Source organism: Shewanella sp. 0m-8 (assembly GCF_052977265.1).
The window spans coordinates 55,575-75,758 of record NZ_JBRIMB010000021.1; the positions used below are offsets into that span (position 1 = coordinate 55,575).

13 protein-coding genes are annotated in these 20,184 nt (G+C 42.3%); 8 read left to right on the top strand and 5 right to left on the bottom strand.

The window, feature by feature from the left end:
• Positions 1 to 46: 46 nt before the first annotated feature.
• On the bottom strand, positions 47 to 2,416 hold the full coding sequence (gene ppsA / locus ACVBIO_RS11875; protein ID WP_447164213.1) for a phosphoenolpyruvate synthase: 2,370 nt from the start codon (positions 2,414 to 2,416) through the stop codon (positions 47 to 49).
• A gap of 126 nt (positions 2,417 to 2,542) precedes the next feature.
• Between ppsA and ppsR the strand changes: the two genes are divergently transcribed.
• Positions 2,543 to 3,355, top strand: a complete 813-nt coding sequence (gene ppsR, locus ACVBIO_RS11880) for a posphoenolpyruvate synthetase regulatory kinase/phosphorylase PpsR (protein WP_447160002.1) — start codon at positions 2,543 to 2,545, stop codon at positions 3,353 to 3,355.
• A gap of 190 nt (positions 3,356 to 3,545) precedes the next feature.
• The gene (locus ACVBIO_RS11885) at positions 3,546 to 4,613 is read left to right on the top strand and encodes a 3-deoxy-7-phosphoheptulonate synthase (RefSeq protein WP_447164212.1); all 1,068 of its coding nucleotides are present in this window, start codon (positions 3,546 to 3,548) and stop codon (positions 4,611 to 4,613) included.
• A gap of 104 nt (positions 4,614 to 4,717) precedes the next feature.
• Here ACVBIO_RS11885 and ACVBIO_RS11890 read toward each other — a convergent pair whose 3' ends face one another.
• Positions 4,718 to 5,809 (bottom strand): acyltransferase family protein, encoded by a 1,092-nt coding sequence (locus ACVBIO_RS11890; RefSeq protein WP_447172692.1) that lies wholly within the window; start codon positions 5,807 to 5,809, stop codon positions 4,718 to 4,720.
• A gap of 150 nt (positions 5,810 to 5,959) precedes the next feature.
• Here ACVBIO_RS11890 and ACVBIO_RS11895 point away from each other — a divergent pair, with 150 nt between their 5' ends.
• Together ACVBIO_RS11895 and ACVBIO_RS11900 are read left to right on the top strand one after the other, a co-directional pair.
• Entirely contained in the window at positions 5,960 to 6,388 is a 429-nt protein-coding gene (locus ACVBIO_RS11895; RefSeq protein ID WP_447160005.1) for an acyl-CoA thioesterase, read from the top strand.
• Between the two features lie 339 nt (positions 6,389 to 6,727).
• Positions 6,728 to 7,387, top strand: a complete 660-nt coding sequence (locus ACVBIO_RS11900; RefSeq protein ID WP_447169553.1) for a response regulator transcription factor — start codon at positions 6,728 to 6,730, stop codon at positions 7,385 to 7,387.
• 80 nt (positions 7,388 to 7,467) lie between these two features.
• Here the strand turns inward: ACVBIO_RS11900 and ACVBIO_RS11905 are convergent, their stop codons facing one another.
• Entirely contained in the window at positions 7,468 to 8,757 is a 1,290-nt protein-coding gene (locus ACVBIO_RS11905) for an NAD(P)/FAD-dependent oxidoreductase (RefSeq protein ID WP_447172693.1), read from the bottom strand.
• 345 nt (positions 8,758 to 9,102) lie between these two features.
• On the opposite strand from ACVBIO_RS11905, the gene ACVBIO_RS11910 reads away from it, so the two are divergent.
• Entirely contained in the window at positions 9,103 to 9,435 is a 333-nt protein-coding gene (locus ACVBIO_RS11910; protein WP_447160007.1) for a hypothetical protein, read from the top strand.
• A gap of 236 nt (positions 9,436 to 9,671) precedes the next feature.
• Here ACVBIO_RS11910 and ACVBIO_RS11915 read toward each other — a convergent pair whose 3' ends face one another.
• On the bottom strand, positions 9,672 to 13,100 hold the full coding sequence (locus ACVBIO_RS11915; protein WP_447172694.1) for a PAS domain-containing hybrid sensor histidine kinase/response regulator: 3,429 nt from the start codon (positions 13,098 to 13,100) through the stop codon (positions 9,672 to 9,674).
• 174 nt (positions 13,101 to 13,274) lie between these two features.
• Between ACVBIO_RS11915 and acs the strand changes: the two genes are divergently transcribed.
• From acs to ACVBIO_RS11930, 3 genes are all read left to right on the top strand, one after another.
• On the top strand, positions 13,275 to 15,227 hold the full coding sequence (gene acs, locus ACVBIO_RS11920; RefSeq protein WP_447172695.1) for an acetate--CoA ligase: 1,953 nt from the start codon (positions 13,275 to 13,277) through the stop codon (positions 15,225 to 15,227).
• Between the two features lie 206 nt (positions 15,228 to 15,433).
• Positions 15,434 to 17,176, top strand: coding sequence for a DEAD/DEAH box helicase (locus ACVBIO_RS11925; protein ID WP_447172696.1), 1,743 nt, complete (start codon positions 15,434 to 15,436; stop codon positions 17,174 to 17,176).
• 96 nt (positions 17,177 to 17,272) lie between these two features.
• Positions 17,273 to 17,539 carry a GrxA family glutaredoxin gene (locus tag ACVBIO_RS11930; protein ID WP_442529464.1) on the top strand — a complete coding sequence of 89 codons (267 nt, stop codon included), beginning with the start codon at positions 17,273 to 17,275 and terminating at the stop codon, positions 17,537 to 17,539.
• A gap of 79 nt (positions 17,540 to 17,618) precedes the next feature.
• On the opposite strand, the gene ACVBIO_RS11935 is transcribed toward ACVBIO_RS11930, so the two are convergent.
• A complete protein-coding gene (locus ACVBIO_RS11935; protein ID WP_447160011.1) occupies positions 17,619 to 18,785 on the bottom strand; it encodes a DcaP family trimeric outer membrane transporter in 1,167 nt (388 codons plus the stop codon).
• Between the last annotated feature and the right edge of the window lie 1,399 nt (positions 18,786 to 20,184).

A 20,184-nucleotide genomic window follows, 5' to 3' on the forward strand; every position in this document is an offset into this window, starting at 1 on the left:
CGCAGATTTAACACTTCATTTTAGCAATAAACTTACACGGATAATTTTAACCGTGGGCTTCAGCTAGATATAACCAAGTATCGATAACCGTATCAGGGTTTAACGAAACAGTATCGATGCCTTGCTCAACCAACCAAGCCGCGAAGTCAGCATGATCTGATGGGCCTTGACCACAAATGCCAATATAAGCGCCTTTGTCTTTAGCCGCTTTAATTGCCAAAGCAAGCAAGGCTTTAACTGCATCATTACGCTCATCGAACAGATGGCTGATGATGCCTGAATCACGGTCAAGACCAAGGGTTAGCTGAGTCAAATCGTTTGAGCCGATAGAGAAACCATCGAAGTGCTCAAGGAACTGTTCAGCAAGCAGTGCGTTTGAAGGCAGCTCACACATCATGATAACGCGTAAACCATCAACACCACGTTCTAGACCTTGCTCTTTAAGAAGCTCAATCACCTGTGCAGCTTCGCTCACTGTGCGAACGAATGGGATCATGATTTCAACGTTTTTAAGGCCCATCTCGTTACGAACACGCTTAATGGCTTCACACTCTAGTGCAAAACAATCGCGGAACGACTCAGAGATATAACGGCTTGCGCCGCGGAAGCCCAACATTGGGTTCTCTTCTTCTGGCTCGTATCGGTCACCACCAACCAAGTTTGCGTATTCGTTTGACTTAAAGTCAGACATACGAACAATCACTTTCTTTGGATGGAAAGCTGAAGCAATCGTAGCAATACCTTCAACTAATCGTGCTACGTAGTATTCAACTGGAGACTCATAACCCGCGATCATCTCGTGGATCTCTTGTTGAAGCTCAGCAGTTTGGTCGTTGAACTCAAGCAATGCTTTAGGGTGAATACCAATCATGCGGTTAATGATGAACTCAAGACGCGCAAGACCAACACCTTCGTTAGGCAAGCGAGCAAAGTCAAATGCTCGGTCTGGGTTACCCACGTTCATCATAATTTTCATTGGTAGATCAGGCATTGAATCTACGCGTGATGAAATCACTTCAAAGTCTTGTAAACCATTGTAGATAAAGCCAGTGTCACCTTCAGCACACGAAACGGTAATTTCTTGACCATTTTTGATACGCTCAGTCACGTCACCACAACCAACAACAGCAGGAACGCCAAGCTCACGTGCGATAATCGCAGCGTGACAAGTACGGCCACCACGGTTAGTAACAATCGCGCTTGCGCGCTTCATGATAGGTTCCCAGTCAGGATCTGTCATGTCGGTAACAAGCACGTCACCAGGCTGAATTTGATCCATGTCGTCGATTGACTTAAGTACCTTAGCGACACCTTTACCAATTTTGTGGCCAATGGCACGACCTTCACAAACAACGTCACCTTGAGTCTTAAGGTGGTAACGTTCAATTAGCTGTACATCTTCACGAGAACGAACAGTTTCTGGACGAGCCTGTACGATATACAACTTACCGTCGTTACCATCTTTAGCCCATTCGATGTCCATTGGACGACCGTAATGCTTCTCGATTGTCATCGCCTGCTTAGCAAGCTCTTGTACTTCTGCATCGTTGATTGAGAATTCACGGCGTTGGTCAGCGGCGATATCTTCAATCTTAACTTGCTTACCATGGGATTCATCATCTGAATACACCATCTGGATTAGCTTACTACCGATGTTACGGCGTACTACCGCTTTATGACCTGCAACTAATGTTGGCTTATGAACATAAAATTCGTCAGGGTTAACCGCACCTTGAACAACCATTTCACCTAGACCAAATGATGAAGTAATAAAGACTACATCATTGTTGCCAGACTCAGTGTCCATGGTGAACATAACACCTGAAGCCGCTTTGTCTGAACGCACCATACGCTGAATACCAGCTGACAGTGCGACGCCTTTGTGGTCATAACCTTGGTGAACACGGTATGAAATTGCGCGGTCATTAAACAAAGAAGCAAATACATGCTTAGTTGCTTCTAAAACGGCTGCGTAACCCTTAACGTTAAGGAAAGTTTCTTGTTGGCCAGCAAATGATGCATCCGGCATATCTTCCGCGGTTGCTGAAGAGCGAACTGCAAATGATGCGTCCGTTGTTTCAGAGCTAAGCTTGTCGTAAGACTCACGTACCGCTTGCTCAAATTCTGGGTGGAACGGGGTGTCGATAACCCACTGTCTGATCTGTGCACCGGCTGTAGCGAGTGCGTTCACGTCATCTACATCTAGAGATTCTAGAATTTCGTATATCTTCTGGTTAAGTCCGCTTTGTTCAAGAAATTCATTGAACGCAAAAGATGTTGTCGCAAATCCACCAGGCACTTGAACGCCTGCATTTGATAGATTGCTAATCATCTCTCCAAGAGAAGCGTTTTTACCGCCTACCTTGTTGACGTCACCCATGCCTAATTCTTGATACCAGAGTACGTATTGCTGCACAGTTCTTATCTCCGCAAGTATATTTTAGTGTGGCTCTTCACACGAGAGCAACAGCATCTTACACTCCATGACAAGAAGCGTAAATGTATAATTTTATTTGTAATTTTATTACTACAAGAGGTCAAAATGTTGCGTAAAGTATTTTATATCTCAGATGGGACTGCGATCACAGCTGAGGTATTCGGCCATGCAGTGCTTTCACAATTTCCTTTGGAATTTGATGCACTTACAATCCCTTTCGTTGAAACAGAAGCCAAAGCAGAAGCTGTTAAGGCTCAAATAAATGATTGTTTTATTACAACAGGTGAACGGCCTCTTGTTTTCCACTCCATCGTAAAAGCTGAGATCCGTGATGTTATCTATAGCAGCGAAGGCTTAGATTATGACTTTTTGAACACTTTTGTGGCGCCATTAGAGAAACAACTAGGTATTGCTGCTACGCCAGCTTTGCATCGTACTCACGGTAAAACGAATGACAGTTATGAAGCGCGTATTGATGCCATTAACTACGCCATGGAAAATGATGACGGCCAAACCATGAAACATATGGATAAAGCCGACCTCATTTTATTAGGTGTATCGCGCTGCGGTAAAACGCCATCAAGCCTATATCTTTCTATGCAGTTTGGTATAAAGGCAGCGAACTATCCGTTTACTGAAGATGACATGGATAATCTAAAGCTACCCGACGCATTAAAACGTAATAAAGGTAAGCTATTTGGTTTGACCATCGATCCTGAAAGATTGCATGAGATCCGTCAAAGTCGTATGTCAAACAGCCGTTACTCGTCATTACGTCAATGCCGAATGGAAGTTAAAGAGGTAGAAATGATGTATAAACGTGAACGGATCCCTTACGTTAATACAACCAATCATTCTGTCGAAGAAATTGCCACTAAGATCATTGAAGCAACAGGCTTAGAGCGTCACATGTTCTAAATCTAGTGCAAGGCATTAGCGCTGAAATTAAAGGCTTTTTAAAATGAAAGCCTTTAATTTATATCAAATAATTATCGATTGAGTGAAAATTAGCTTCATTTTTAAGGCAATTGCCACTGTGCACAGCCAAACTATTAGTTATAATCCGAGGTAATCAGGCGAAAGCCCATACGAACGCTCGGTATTGTGAATGACCATTAAAACAGACGAACTACGCACCTCCCTTTTATGTAAGGTAATTTCACCTGCACAACTCGCTTCTGAATATCCTTTAACACAAGATGCCGCTGACTATTTAGTCCAGCAGCGCCACGAAGTTGAAGCCATTATTAATGGTGATGATCAACGCTTACTTGTGATTATTGGTCCATGTTCAATCCATGACACTGAAGCAGCACTCGATTACGCTCAGCGCTTAGCTAAATTGCACCAGCAATATAAAGACGACTTATGCATCTTAATGCGTGTTTACTTTGAGAAGCCGCGTACAACCGTTGGCTGGAAAGGCCTTATTTCAGATCCAGACTTAGATGGCAGCTTTAGCCCTAATAAAGGCCTACGTAAAGCACGTCACCTTCTACAGCAGATCACTGAACTTAAGTTACCTATCGCAACTGAGTTTTTAGATATGGTAAATGGCCAGTATATTGCGGATCTGATCACCTGGGGCGCCATTGGCGCACGCACCACTGAAAGCCAAATTCACCGTGAAATGGCCTCAGCACTTTCGTGTCCGGTAGGCTTTAAAAACGGCACTGACGGTAATATCGATATTGCAGTTGATGCCGTTCGCGCAGCGCAAGCTCCACATATCTTCTATTCACCGGATAAAGATGGTGCTATGGCCGTTTATCGCACTCACGGTAACCCATTTGGCCACATTATTTTACGTGGCGGTAAAGAGCCTAATTATCACAGCGATGACATTCAAAAAGCAGCGGCACAGCTTGATAGCGTCGGTGTGACCCAACGTATGGTTATCGATTTTAGCCATGGAAATAGCCGTAAAATGCATAAAGAGCAGCTCAATGTCGCTGAATCGATTATGCAACAGATGGCGCAAGGCTCTACAGCCATTGCAGGTATTATGGCTGAAAGCTTTATCGAAGAAGGCAACCAAAAAGTTGTTGCTGGTGAAGAGCTGATTTACGGCAAGAGTATTACCGATGCGTGTATTCACTGGGATGACTCTCTGGCATTGCTCAGCGACTTAGCCAAAGCATCGCGTGCGAGAATCGAATTGCTAAAGCAAAAGTAACACGCTAGCGTTGTAAACGAAAACGTACCCTCTCATTGAGTCGGTACGTTTTTTTATTACATAATTCCAACAACTAAAAATTTTGAATGGCCAGCTAAATAGAGTTATTTTTGATATATGAACCTCATTCTATTGCGACATGGTATTTCTACAAATTTATAAAGAATATGTGCACTACAAATAGCTAAGACTAAACAAATAAAACTAAAATTAAGACCTCTATCAAATTGAAAATATTCTGCTACAAATTTACAAAGCATCATTACTGGTATATGACATAAATAAAGACTAAATGAAATTTCCCCAAACCAAAAAAGCCTTGGGCGAGACATAAAACGCGATAGAATCCCTTTAGCTTGATATGCTGATGCAATTAATAGAATAAAACTAAAGATAAGTAAAATATCCGCTCTAACTCCTTCAGTTTGAAGGTGTGGGGCTAATATAAAGGAAATTATAGTTAAGAGAATGCTATAGCCTAAAAATCGATCCCAGTTTCTTTCAGCTTGGATACTAGAGATAATGTAATAAAGTCCACTCCCAATAAAAAAACCTCCAGAAACACGAACTAAGGGACCAGCAAAAGAGGTAGCATTTGTCGTTCCTGCTGACACGATTAACATTCCTATCAACCCACTTCCTATAGCCATCAACACGCATCCAGTTTTAGCTGTTACATTTTTGGCACTAAAACGCACTATGAAAGGGAAGATAATTAGATAGGCAAAAAACTCTGCACTAACAGACCAAGCAGGGGTATTCCAAGCATAACCTTCAGGTAATAACCATTGCCGTAATAACAACGTTAATGTTATCCAATCAACAAATGCAGAATGAGTTATAGCTTGCCTATTAGCATCAAAAGCAGGTAGAAGTAATGTCACAATGAGCATTAAGAGCATTATAAAAAAATGGATAGGGAATAATCTGGCGATCCGATACCAGATAAACTTTAGCCAAAAACCACGCTCTTCATTAACACTTCGCTTAAGATATACATGTGAAATAATTAACCCACTTAGTATGAAAAAAAAATCCACACCAATATATCCAAATTGAATAAAAGGAACTTCACCAAACCAATCGTATGTAGAAAAGTATCGTAAATGATAAAAAACCACATAAAATGCAGCGAAACCTCTCAGTACATTGAGAGGCTGTCGATAACTAGCTAGAGGTTCCTTCTTCTTACTCAAAATTCTTCTACACTTTTTTAATACCAAACAGAGATAAAAGCTTAGTCTAAAAGTGCTTATTTGTTTCATCTTCCTATGTGTTCAACCTGTTATAAAATTACAAAAACGGCTATAATATCGCCTCATTAATGCATAACCATAGGTTGCCGTATGCCGTTAACTCAAACTCCCGCAAAGTTTCCTGAAGAGGTCGCTCTTCGAATCGAACAATCAGAGGCTCGCGTTATCAAGGCCGTATTCCCTTCTATCACCAATCATCACAACACGCTTTTTGGTGGCGAAGCATTAGCTTGGATGGATGAAACCGCTTTCATTGCAGCGACCCGTTTTTGCCGTAAGACCTTGGTTACTGTGAGTTCGGATAGAATTGATTTTAATAAGCCTATTCCTGCGGGTTCATTAGCTGAGATTATTGCCAGAGTTATTCATGTGGGTAATACCTCAATTAAAGTTGAAGTGAACATTTTCGTTGAAGACATGTATCAAGATCTAAGGGATCACGCTATTCGTGGCGTATTTACCTTTGTCGCTGTTGATGAGCAAAGAAAACCGACTGCAGTGTGGCCGCCACATTGTTAATCGTTAGTCTTCTTTAGCCAGGATAAACAAAGATTGAGGGCTGCATCGTTAGCCCTTGTCTGTAATCAGGCTCTGTCACTCTTATTATCCATTCCTATCTTGCAATACTATCTTCCTATCCAGTCTTCATTCTGACCTTTAGTCTTGCCTTGCTTTTGAACACTAGCAGACTCACACCTTTGCATAGATAGCCTGCAATGGTGACTTTAGACCAAAGTCTAACTTCGACAATTATTTTAACAAATAGTAACTTTTCCAGTAAAAAGCCATAGAACCCCTTGTCATTTATCTGTTACATTGAACTACCTTCACGTGCAACCAAAACAACCCTATAAAGCCATGAAGCCTGAAAATTTAAATATAATAATAGCCGATGACCATCCGTTATTTCGCAACGCACTTAGACAAGCACTATCGTCTGAATTCATTAATACTCAATGGTATGAAGCAGATAGCGCTGATGCGCTACAGGCCCTACTCGAGAATAATGACATTGAATACGATGCAGTGTTATTAGATCTTCAAATGCCCGGTTCTCATGGGTATTCAACCCTGATCCACCTCAGAACCCACTTTCAAGAGCTACCTGTTGTAGTGATATCAGCTCATGAAGATAACCTCACGATTAGCCGCGCGATTCATTATGGTAGCTCTGGATTTATCCCTAAGTCTTCTTCTATGGAAACCTTAGCACAAGCATTAGAAGCGGTATTATTTGGTGATATTTGGTTACCCCAAGGTGTTGAACTTCAAGAAATTAACGAAGATGACACCAACCAAATGGCGAGTAAACTTGCCGATTTAACACCCCAGCAATATAAGGTACTGCAAATGTTTGCTGAAGGTTTACTCAATAAGCAAATTGCCTATGATCTTGGTGTGTCAGAAGCCACGATTAAAGCCCATGCTACGGCGATATTTAGAAAGCTTGGCGTAAGAAACCGCACTCAAGCTGTGATTGCGCTACAGCAACTTGAGATGGATAAGGTCGATATCTAGTCCATAAGCAAAGTGTTGTAGCCAACCTACCTATAAACTAAAACGCTTCGAGTACTCGAAGCGTTTTTTTATTGATCCGTTTAACGAAAGTTCTCCATCACCTTGTAATACATCATTCCTAGCGCTAATGCCTGGTTGCCAAACCATTCATTAAGCGGAATACGGTAGTGGGACATTTGCGCAAACAGATCAAACTCTTGTTGTTCGCCAATAATAGCACTTGCCATGATCTCACCCATAATATGAGATGTCGCCACACCATGGCCTGAATAGCCCTGGCAGTAATAGACATTAGGTGACACTTTGCCCAATTGTGGGATCCGATTAAGTACAATTCCAGCCAACCCGGTCCATTCAAATTCAATATCAACATCTTTAAGTTGTGGAAAGGTTCGCTCGATTGCAGGTCTCAACTCTGCAGCGACATGTTTAGAGTCTCGGCCAGAGTAATTGGTCCCGCCGCCGAACATTAATCGGTTATCTGCGGTTAAACGGTAATAGTCGAGCACAAAGCGCGTATCGTAAACTGCCACATCTTGGGGAATTAAACTCCTGGCCATTTCTGGTGATAATTGAGCCGTTGCGCAGTTACCCAATGAGGCAGGAAATAGCATTCCGCGTAATTGTTTACGGGCCAATTTATGATAAGCGTTACCCGCTAGCACTGCGCTATTGGCAACCACTCTACCCTTAGCTGTTGTTACGGTAACGAGCGCTCCATCATCAATATCAATCACCGCTGAGTGCTCAAAAATTTGTGCGCCAAGACCTTCTGCGGCTTTCGCTTCACCAATACACAAATTAACTGAATGCAAGTGCATATTGCGTTTATTTAGCAAGCCGCCATGATAGAGAGGAGTATTAACATATTGCGCCAATTCCATTTTATCCAACATGGCCAGTTCACTGTCCATGCCTCGCAAGCAACCTTCGTTATAGGTTTTCTCAAGCTCTTTTAAGTGACTAGCTTTATAAGCGGTATGGATATGCCCAAATTTTAAATCGCACTCAATATTATACTTTTTAACACGTTCTTTAATAATGTCATGTCCACGCCAGCGCATATTCCACACATACTCTTCCGCCTCTGTGCCGATACAATTTACCAGCTGCTTGGTCATGGCTTGATCACCCGACAGACTCCCTGTCACTTGACCACCATTGCGTCCGGTTGCCCCCCATGCAATTTTATTCGCTTCTAAGATTGCAACTTTGAATCCTTTTTCTGATAGCTCTATCGCGGTGGCAACTCCGGTAAAACCTCCCCCAACAATGACCACATCAACACGGATCTCCCCTTCCAATTCAGGGTAATCGGTTTCGTTATTAATGGTAGCGTTATAATAAGAGTTGCAGCGTGGCTCGGACATATCGATTCCCTTTGAGTAATCAGTTACTTCTTGTTTTATATTTTTTACAAAATCTAGATTTTGTTCAGTATATCCATCTAACCAGTTAGGTCAAGAACAGAAAATCGGCAACTCTCTAAATTAAAAAATTCATATTTCCCGCAAAGTGATAGTAGTACAGCCTTGCTGGTTAAATCTGTTTACTTCACTGTAAGCAATAACTTGTCGAGATATATTTGAGCGACTATCTTCAATAGTGAATGTCAAACTTACACATAAGCCAATAATGTATTGTCGAAAGCTGTACCCGGAACATACCTAGGGTGAGATAAGCAGAACTGACTATAACTAACCAAGGAAATTGATATGAAAAAGCTCGGTCTAGTCATGATTATTTTAGCGCTTAGCGCCTGTGCCTCTTCGCCTGCAACATGGAAAGGTATGTCTGAAGGAGATATTGCAGCATGGAAGGAAATTGGCTTTAATGCAGAGCAAGCTCAAAATTGGAATCGTGCGGGCTTCAACGCTGAGCAATCAGCAGCCTGGAGCAAGGATGGATTTAACTTAGAAGATGCACAAAGCTGGAAAGATCAATCCTTTACGCCTGAAGAAGCTAAAAGCTGGAAAACCAGCGGCTTTGATCTTGAAACTGCACTTGAATCACGAGAGCAAGGGCTAACGCCTGTAAAAGTAGAATAAAATCCACTTACAGTCTCCTAACGAGTGCTTAAATAAGCCTCAACATTTTCGCTACGCTCATCTTAATGGCTATGCATCCAGCCTGAGCCTCCTAGTTAAAAGCTGAGAGTGAAAAACTAAGCATAAAAAAGGTACGCAATTGCATACCTTTTTTATGCTTACACTCTTTATACTTACACTTTGTTTTACTTAAATTATCTTGTCTTTATATTTGCTTTATTTACAGCCAATCGTCACTAACTCTTTTTGACTAAGCTAGAAATAAGCGCTCTTAACGCAGCAGGTTTAACCATTTTCGCCATATAGTGATAACCCCGCCTATGCATATCATCAATCAGATCTTTACGAGTATTAGCAGTGATAAGTATGCCCGGCAGATGCTCGCCATATAAACTTCGAATTCCGTCCATTGCATCAACGCCATTTTGACCATCATCCAAATGATAATCGGCAAGTACAATGTCAGGAGCCACTCCTTTAAGGCCAAGTTTGATCCGAGCATCGGCTAAATCTTTGGCACATATCACTTCACATTGCCAACGACTTAATAAACTCTCCAGTCCCGCTAAAATGGCTTCTTCATTATCAATGCACAGCACTTTCACACCCGCGAGTGGTTGCAGTAGTGACGGTACTTTCTTTGGCTTAGGAGCTGTGTTCTTCTCACCTAGTGGCACTCGAATGGAGAACACCGAGCCTTTTCCAAGTTCAGAACTCACATTAATATCATGGGAGAGTACTCGACTAATTCTATCTGCTATCGCCAATCCAAGACCTAAGCCACTGACACTTTTACTCTGTGGATTATCAAGACGTTTAAACTCTTTGAAGATCTCTGTCGTTTCGCTTGCGTCGATACCGCAACCAGTATCAATAACTTGGATCTCAAGCTCGGCACCTCGATGACGACAACCTAGTAGCACTCTATTCCCCTTGGCATATCGATAGGCGTTAGTCAGGAAATTCTGCAGCACACGGCGTAATAAGCTTTGATCTGAGTTTATCGTTACCGAGCTAGCGACAAAACTGAACTTAATCAAGCAATCCTTAGACATAGCATCAAACTCAACGGCTAAACCGTCCAGCAAATCTGCTATAGAAAAGTCACGTCTATTTACCTCCACCATTCCAGAATCAAGCTTAGAGATATCAAGCAGATCGGTGAGTAGCTCACCGGCAATTTTAAGCGAACTATTCACATGATTAAGAGTCGTTTTCCCCTCTAGGTCAAGATTCGGATATTGCGACAAAGAAGCGGTAAATAATCTTGCGGCATTTAATGGTTGCATCAAGTCATGGCCTACAGCGGCAAGGAATCGACTTTTAGATGCATTGGCCATCTCCTCTTGCGCCTTAGCCTCGAGTAACTTGCTATTAAGCAAGGCTAACTCATAAGTACGTTCTTTAACTCTAGCCTCTAATGTTTCATTGGCCTCTTGCAGTGCTTCAGCTTGCTGGCGATACTGAGTAATGTCGGTAAAGTTCATAACAAAACCGCCGCCAGGCATTGGATTCCCCTGGATCTTAATCACTTTACCGTCTTTGCGTTGCCGCTCTGACACATGGGGCGTGCCATTGCGCATATGTTGCACCCGTTTTTCTACATGTGCTGCTATATCCCCTTCACCGCAATATCCTCGCTCAGCATTGAAGCGTACGACATCACTAATCGGCATACCTGAGTGCAAAAAGTTATCTGGATAATCATATAGCTCAGCGTATTTGTAATTCCAGGCAACCAAATTTAGGTCTTTATCGACCACACTCATGCCTTCATAAGCGTGTTCAATCGCTCCACGCAGCATGTCTTGGCTTAAGATTATTTTAGATGACGCTTCATCAACTAAACTAAACACTTCATCTAATGCTAAATCGCGGCCTTGCAAAACCGAATCCAGTACCAGTGATGCACTTGAGGCCCCTAACACCCCTGCTAACATATGCTCTGTGTGAGCGATAAGCTCTGGTGGCGCCATTTTATGCCAGCTATCACTTTTTACCGCCTCTTCTGAAAATGCAGAAAAGCTCTCATAAGCACGGGTTGGACTGACAAAGCGGCTGGCAAGAATAAGTAAGTCTTGCTGTGAAACCGCGACACTCTTACGATTATTGTCTTTTTTAAGCTGACCAGGTGTCACAAAAGCACTTGCTTGCATTCGCTCGGCAACACCCGCTCTAAACCAGACTGAACCCAGCATATAACAGGCACAGTTTGCCAATAAGGCAATCAGAATATCGCGCACATTGGGCGTGATAGATTCGAGCAGCGCAAAATCAGTCGTCATAATAGCCGGAGAATTCACCGCACCTTGCAGCAATATGTAACACCAACAACTAAAGCCAACCGCAAGCCCTAAGAACACACCACTACGGTTACCATGCTTCCAGTACATCCCCCCTATCAGTGCCGGAGCTAGTTGCGCAAAAGCACCAAATGACAGCATACCTAACGATGATAGCGAGTCATTGTCCATGAACGACAAGTAACTAAAATAACCTAGTCCTAAAATCAGAATGATTGCTAAGCGCCGTGCATTTAATAATAGCTGTGAAAACTGACTGAAATTTCGTGCTTTAATCTGGCCAGTGCGGAGCATTAATGGCACTAACCACTCATTACTCACCATGACACTAATGGTCACTACAGCAACAATCACCATGCCTGTAGCAGCAGAAAGTGTACCTAATAGGGCAACAACCGCTAGCCAAGGCTGATTCAACGCCAATGGAAGATTAATCACATAGGTGTCAGCTGCAACCGCATCACCCAGTAATAACTTACCCGCAAGTGCAAGAGGGGCAACAAACAGCCCAAATAGCAATAAGTAGAGAGGGAATAACCAACGCGCTTTTAAGATGGTGCGCTCATTTTCACACTCCACCATCATCACATGGAATTGCCGTGGCATACATAAAAACGCGGCCATACCAACTAGCAGCTCCGGCATTAAAGACTCAAGGCGGAGATTAGGCTTGTTAATTAAGTCACGCTCGCTAGCTTGTTGCCAGATATCACCAAAGCCATCAAAGACACCGAAGCTAATAACAATACCTACCAGTAAAAAAGCCCCTAATTTAACTAACGATTCGAAAGCGATGGCTAACATCATTCCCGGATTATGTTCAGTTGCATCGAGTTTTCGTGTTCCAAATAAAATGGCAAAAATCGCCAAAATTGCAGTGATAATCAATGAGACTTTACTGCCATTAAACAATGAACCATCGGGCTGAAAAAGGTTGAGGCTGAACACCATCGCTTTTAGCTGTAGTGCAATATAGGGCATGATCCCAAAGAGGGCGATGAGGGTAACAATGGCGGCAAGTAACTGAGATTTGCCATATCGCGCGGCAATAAAGTCAGCAACAGAGGTAATATTTTGCGCTTTAGAGACAATGACCATTTTGCGCAGTAAGCTGAAACCAAAAACAAAAATAAGAATAGGGCCGATAAAAATGGGCAAGAAAGACCACAGATCTTGAGCTGATTGACCAACGGTACCGAGAAAACTCCACGAGGAGCAATACACCGCCAGGCTTAAACCGTAAATCCAAGTCTGGATCCGTTTAGTGATCCCACTGAACCAACGCTCCGCGCCCCAAGCAAGCAGAAACAGTAGCAACACATAAATGAGGGCAATGCTGCCAACCAAAACAGTCAAATTCATAGGATTCTCTTTTTTTAAACTATTTTGCGGTAAAAAACGAATGAAATCCAGCCGAAATAAAATTACAAGCAACTAAAAAATAAGGAAAATATTTTACTAGACCAAGGTCTAATAGAGAAATCCCTCTCTCTCAATCCATACTCAGCTTACGCATTATTAGATAAGGGAAGCCCAATGAGCACGCAGTCTCTCTATAAAGTACCAAGTGAAATCGCTGCAAACGCACTTGTAAACGATGAACAATATAAAAAAATGTATCAAGAGTCGATTGTGAATCCTGAAGGTTTCTGGAGAGAACACGGCAACCGTATCGACTGGATCAAACCTTTTACTAAGGTAAAGAAAACCTCTTTCGATGACCACAACTTGTTTATTAAGTGGTTCTATGACGGCACGCTCAACGCATCCGCAAACTGTTTAGACAGACACTTAGAACACAATGCCGATAAGCTGGCGATTATTTGGGAAGGCGATGACGCAAAAGATCAGCGCACCCTTACCTACGGCGAGCTACATGCGCAAGTGTGTAAATTCGCTAATGCACTTCGAAGCCAGGGCGTACGCCGTGGCGATGTAGTCACTATTTACATGCCTATGGTGCCTGAAGCGGCTATTGCTATGCTTGCATGTGCCAGAATAGGTGCCATTCACTCTGTTGTCTTTGGTGGGTTCTCACCAGACTCGATTGCCTCACGTGTCATTGACGGTAATTCAAAAGTAATAATTACCGCCGATGAAGGCATTCGTGCAGGCCGGATCATTCCACTGAAAGCCAATATCGATGATGCACTTTCTCACCCTGATGTGGATTGCATCGAAAAAGTCATCGTGATGAAGCGTACTGGCGGCGACATCAACTGGGTTGAGGGTCGTGACATCTGGTGGGAGTCTTTAATGGAGACGGCATCAGAGCATTGTATTGCAGAAGAAATGGGCGCAGAGGATCCACTGTTCCTACTATATACATCAGGTTCAACCGGTAACCCTAAAGGTGTGCTACACACTACGGGTGGTTATATGGTTTACGCAGCCATGACCCACGAATATGTCTTCGACTATAAAGACGGTGAAGTCTATTGGTGTACTGCTGATGTAGGCTGGATCACCGGCCATTCTTATATGGTTTACGGCCCGCTAGCCAATGGCGCAACAGTGCTTATTCATGAGGGCGTACCAAACTACCCAAGTCCTGCACGTCTAGGTGAAATGATTGACCGCCACAAGGTAAATATTCTTTATACGGCACCAACCCTTATCCGCGCGCTGATGGCGGAAGGTAAAGAGCAGTTTGCAGGGTTTGATGGTAGCTCTTTGCGTATAATGGGCTCGGTAGGTGAACCGATTAACCCTGAAGCTTGGCGCTGGTACAACGATGTGATTGGCCATGAAAAGTGCCCAATTGTAGATACTTGGTGGCAAACGGAAACTGGCGGTATTTTGATTAGCCCGCTCCCTGGTGCAACAGATACTAAACCGGGCTCTGCAACCCGTCCATTCTTTGGTGTGCAGCCTGCACTTGTCGATAATATGGGTAATATTGTTGATGGTGCCAACGAAGGTAACTTAGTTATCTTAGATTCTTGGCCTGGGCAGATGCGAACAGTATTTGGTGACCATGACAGGTTTGTACTGACATACTTCAAAACCTTTAGAGGCATGTACTTTACTGGTGATGGTGCTAAGCGCGATGAAGACGGCTATTACTGGATCACAGGCCGTGTTGATGATGTGATTAATGTGTCAGGTCACCGCTTAGGTACTGCTGAGGTTGAAAGTGCGCTAGTCGCTCATGAGCTAGTCGCTGAGGCCGCTGTTGTCGGTTATCCACATGACATCAAAGGACAAGGGATTTACGCCTATGTCACTTTGACCAAGGGCTCTGTAGAGACAGAAGAGCTACGTCAGGAACTTCGCCAATGGGTAAGAAAAGAGATTGGCGCCCTTGCCACACCCGATCTGATTCAATGGGCTGGCGGTTTACCTAAGACGCGTTCAGGTAAAATCATGCGTCGCTTCTTACGTAAGATTGCTGCAAATGAAGTTACTAACTTAGGTGACTCGTCTACACTCGCCGACCCTGCGGTAATAGATACATTGATTGAAAGCCGACTTAATCGCAGCGAGTAAGCCTTAGCAAATATATCTTAGCAATAAAGCCAAGATAAACAATTCTATTGTTTGACCTCCCTAGCCCCTCTCAGAGGGGCTTTTTTTTATGCCTCATCTTGAGGCTGGAAAGTCGTCATAAAACAATCCTCAAAATTTTGCTTATCGCATTGAGCCAAATGTGGGATCATTTCCTTTATAAAGTCGTATTTAATTAGGTTCTTTTCGTGCAACTGAGAGATTATCAGCAGCAATCTGTTGACGCAGCGATTCAACATTTCAAATCAAGTTATGACTCCGCAGTTTTGGTTTTACCGACTGGCGCAGGTAAAAGTATCGTCATCGCTGAACTCGCCAGAATAGCTAAAGGCCGAGTGTTAATCCTTACGCACGTTAAGGAATTAGTTGCTCAAAATGCAGAAAAAGTGGGGCTATTAACCACCGAAGCTAAAATCTACTCGGCGGGACTCAACCAAAAGTCCACCGACGGTAAAACCGTTGTTGCCAGTATTCAATCAGCGGTAAAGCAACCCGCTCAATTTGATGAGCCATACAGCTTAGTGATTATTGATGAATGTCATCGAGTTAGCCCTGATAAAGATAGTCAATATCAGCAGCTACTCACTCACTTAAAGTCTAAAAATAGTCATATTAGATTACTGGGGCTAACCGCAACGCCCTACCGACTCGATTTAGGCTGGATATATCGCCATCATTACCACGACAAGGTTGGCAACACCGAAAAGCCTGTATTTGAAAAGTGTATATTTGAACTCCCAATGCGCCCACTGATTAAACAGGGATTTTTAAGCCAACCTAAGATGTTTGATGGACTCAGTGCTCAATATGACTTTAGTGAGCTAACGGCCTCGCCAACGGGTGAATACAATGAAAAAGAAGTTAACTCCATCCTTAACCATTGCGGCCGTGCAACCACCGCCATCGTTAAGCAATTAATCGCATTTGGACAACATCGCCAAGGGATCATTATTTTTGCCGCCACGGTTAAGCATGCTGAAGAGGTTGTCAGCAAGCTCCAAGGTGAACAAGTGGCACTGATCACAGCTAAAACCTCTCGTGATGATCGAGATACCTTAATTCAAGCGTTTAAAGCAAAACAAATTAAGTATCTCGTCAATGTTGCAGTGTTAACTACAGGCTTTGACGCTCCTCATGTCGATCTTATTGCAATACTGCGCCCTACCGCTTCTGTAAGCCTTTTTCAGCAAATGGTTGGCCGCGGTTTAAGAGTTGATAAAAATAAGACTGAGTGCCTTGTTATTGATTATGCAGCCAACGGCTATGACCTGTTCTACCCAGAAGTGGGTCAACCCAAGCCCAACAGTAAGTGTAAGCCAGTGCAGGTACACTGCCCAGTGTGCGACTTTGCTAATATATTTTGGGGCTTAACCGATAATGATGGTGACATTATCGAGCACTTTGGCCGCCGCTGTCAGGCTCTAGTAGAGAGGGATGGACGTAAAGAGCAATGCGATTTTCGATTTCGCTCTAAAGCTTGCCCTAATTGTGGTGAAGAAAACGATATTGCTGCAAAAGTGTGTCAGCACTGTCAGGCCATTTTAGTCGACCCTGATAAACGATTAAAAGAAGTCCTACAGCAGAAGCATCACCACCTTTTTAAATGTCAAAGTATGCTTCTCGAACCACAAGCTGAACGTTTAGTTGTTCGATATATTGATCTTGATGGCAATGACTTTTGCCGCTACTTCAAGATGCAAACTCCTGCACAAATTCGTGCTATGTTTGCCCTATTTATCTTCCCTCATAGTCGAACACCAGGCATCAAGCATAAGAAGTACAAATCAGTACAAGAAGTCAGTGATGATTCAAACCTGTTCAGAAAACCAGACCTGTTATTACTGAAAAAAGGTAAAAAAGGCTGGGAACTGATGGAGACTATTTTTGATTACAAAGGTCGTTATCAAACTGATAAGTCACAATTTGAATAAAAATCAGCAATACGATTAACATGACCTCTAATATCGATTAGAACAATTGCAATAGCTATGATATAAAGTGCTCAAGCTATTTTTGAGGAAGCTATTATGTTCGTTGTTATTTTTGGTCGTCCAGGTTGCCCATATTGTGTTCGTGCAGTCCAAGTTGCTGAGCAACTTACAGAAAAACGTGAAGATTTTAAATTCAAGTATGTTGATATCCACGCTGAAGGGATCAGCAAAGCGGACTTAGAAAAGACAGTTGGTAAGCCGGTCGAAACCGTCCCACAGATCTTTGTTGACCAAGTTCATGTTGGTGGCTGTACTGAGTTCGAACAATATGTAAGAGATAACAACTTAATGCCAGCTGCATAAAGTTAAGTACAATAAAAAAGGAGGCTATCGCCTCCTTTTTTATTGTACTCAGTCACACTTAATAAGTCTTTCTGCTCAACTAGAGTACATATTTCATCGAGAAAATGACGCGATTCAGTTCACCGTCTACACCATTTTCTTTGGTGTTTTTCGCATACATATACTCAACACCCACAGTTAATGGTTTAACTGGCGAATAAAGTAAGTTGATATAGCCTGAATAAGAGTCCTTATTTACAGTCCCCCCCGTAAGAGCAACCTTATTATCCGCTTTAAAACCCGAACCTGTGATACTGGTTCTCCATTTATCATTCCACCAGTGACGATAAGAAATAAAACCACCATATGACTCAATGGTCTGAATATTACCTTTAGCATCAAGTACGCCAGCGTTGGCATAGTTTAGCGCCATATAACGCCCTAATCCTTCACCATAGGTAGCAGACATCTTGATATCATCTTGACCTACAGGGATAACACCAGTGAAACTCAAACCATAACCGAATTCTGACGAATCTATAGGATTAGCTGTATTTTTATCCATTTCGACATTTAACTGACGAGCAAGGCCTGCAAAAGTAAATGCCATACCACTTTCAGTTTTCATGTTATAGCGAGCGACAAAATCAGGAACCATCCCACTACCACTGGTTATTCGACTGCTACCACCTGTTGCATTGCGGTAACTATTAACCGTTGTCTCAGGGTTTTCTGCCGAGAACTGAAAACCACCATTAGTGTATCTAACCTGACTTTGACGAACAAAGGGCGTACCATCTGCCGCGCCAATAAAATCGAGATTTTCAGGTAGTGCTCCCGGATTTTGGAAAGTGGTCCACATCTGTCCAGCGGCCCAATTATCAAAACTCACAAATGCTTGGCGAATACGTGGCGAATAGCTATTGGACACGCGCTCATTACCATTATCCGTGGTCATAAAGTCGAGTTCAATAAAGCCTGATAACTTATGGCCATCAAGATCTGTAGATGTTTTAAAATTAAACCGTGATTCTCGTGCTTGGAAATCGACGACTTGCTTACCATTACTTGGATCGCCATAAATAGTACCTGGCACATAAAATTGACGAGATAAACTACCTGAACCTGGCGCACCATTGCTGTAATCACTAAACATTACATCTGCTTTGACATAACCACCAAATTTAAACTCAGTATCAGCTTGGACACCGAAGCTCATTGCTGCAATAGTTGCCGCACCAATAAGCGTTAATTTTGCTTGTTTCATTCCCTTTCTCCCTGATATTTTTATTATCCATACAAAATATGACCGAGTTAACAACTAGACAACATTAGCAATAGGTCTATCAGACCAAGGTAGAACACTCATTGCTAATTAACCATATTCGCATTTAACGATTAAAATATTAGTAAAGAATTATACAAAGTGTTAATTCTAGATAAGAAATTGATCCACTATACTGCAGGTGACAATAAAGACATTACAGTTATCAGCTTGGAAGTAAAACTCCGAAGCTTATCAAGCCCCCTTCAATAGCCTTCAAATTCAAACGCTTAGCGAGTAAAGTGTATTTCACATCTTCTTTTGACACAAATTTGAAATTTTAGTGTAACGCTTGAAAATATCTTTAAGACTATTATAAAAAAATAGCGGAGCTTAACAATACAGAGCTCTAGTAACCTTGCTTCTCTCAAACAAAACTATCTACTTTAATTCCATTCCAGCGTAATTAAAGCGACAGTTCCAAACTTTTATAAGTGCGCAAACACTCTCCAGAATTTATTTGGTTGCATGCTAGGCTGGTGTCTCCTCATTAATCTCGACAATAGTTAACTCAAACTAATCCTAAATTGTATGGGGTAATGAACATTGCAGCTTTTCAATTAGAAGCTTCGACCAATTCGGTCAATTCGGTAAAGGGTAAATCCAACCCCATGTTCAATAATAAACAGCAATGTGATAATGAAATATTAAAGGCTGACTGCGACTTTAAAATCATACAGAGAAGAGTATTGGAGATAAAACTAACAAGTCGTTAGTTGTGAAGGATTCGAACTTTCGAGCAATTGAACTAATTAAACAGAGAGTAAAGCTAACTGTATGATCAATAATTAGCAGGATCAATTATGCATTCGACTAAGCTATCAACGCATAATCTATAGGTATAGGTATAGGTATAGGTATAGTTACATAAAACGAATAGACGGTGTACTTGCTAGTGATATTTCTGACTGAATAGGGAAAGTATATCGAGGATATTTGATAAGTGGTGGGCTGTGAAGGATTCGAACCTTCGACCAATGTGGTAGTTAAGAGTAAAGCCAACTGCATGTTCTATAACAAACGCGACTGAGTTTAGTCACTAATTTTGATTAGCTAGCCAATTTCTTGATTTGTTTGAGAAAGTAAAACTAAGGATGAGCAAGAAGTGGTGGGCTGTGAAGGATTCGAACCTTCGACCAATGTGATAGTTAAGAGTAAAGCCAACGGTATGATCTATAACAAACGCGACTGAGTTTAGTCACTAATTTTGATTAGCTAGCCAATTTCTTGATTTGTTTGAGAAAGTAAAACTGAGGATGAGCAAGAAGTGGTGGGCTGTGAAGGATTCGAACCTTCGACCAATTGGTTAAAAGCCAACTGCTCTACCGACTGAGCTAACAGC

Excerpts from the sequence above, each read along its gene's own strand:
- ppsR (WP_447160002.1), top strand. The coding sequence starts at position 2,543 with ATGTTGCGTAAAGTATTTTATATCTCAGATGGGACTGCGATCACAGCT.
- ACVBIO_RS11885 (WP_447164212.1), top strand. The coding sequence starts at position 3,546 with ATGACCATTAAAACAGACGAACTACGCACCTCCCTTTTATGTAAGGTA.
- ACVBIO_RS11895 (WP_447160005.1), top strand. The coding sequence starts at position 5,960 with ATGCCGTTAACTCAAACTCCCGCAAAGTTTCCTGAAGAGGTCGCTCTT.
- ACVBIO_RS11900 (WP_447169553.1), top strand. The coding sequence starts at position 6,728 with ATGAAGCCTGAAAATTTAAATATAATAATAGCCGATGACCATCCGTTA.
- ACVBIO_RS11905 (WP_447172693.1), bottom strand. The coding sequence starts at position 8,757 with ATGTCCGAGCCACGCTGCAACTCTTATTATAACGCTACCATTAATAAC.
- ACVBIO_RS11910 (WP_447160007.1), top strand. The coding sequence starts at position 9,103 with ATGAAAAAGCTCGGTCTAGTCATGATTATTTTAGCGCTTAGCGCCTGT.
- ACVBIO_RS11915 (WP_447172694.1), bottom strand. The coding sequence starts at position 13,100 with ATGAATTTGACTGTTTTGGTTGGCAGCATTGCCCTCATTTATGTGTTG.
- acs (WP_447172695.1), top strand. The coding sequence starts at position 13,275 with ATGAGCACGCAGTCTCTCTATAAAGTACCAAGTGAAATCGCTGCAAAC.
- ACVBIO_RS11930 (WP_442529464.1), top strand. The coding sequence starts at position 17,273 with ATGTTCGTTGTTATTTTTGGTCGTCCAGGTTGCCCATATTGTGTTCGT.
- ACVBIO_RS11935 (WP_447160011.1), bottom strand. The coding sequence starts at position 18,785 with ATGAAACAAGCAAAATTAACGCTTATTGGTGCGGCAACTATTGCAGCA.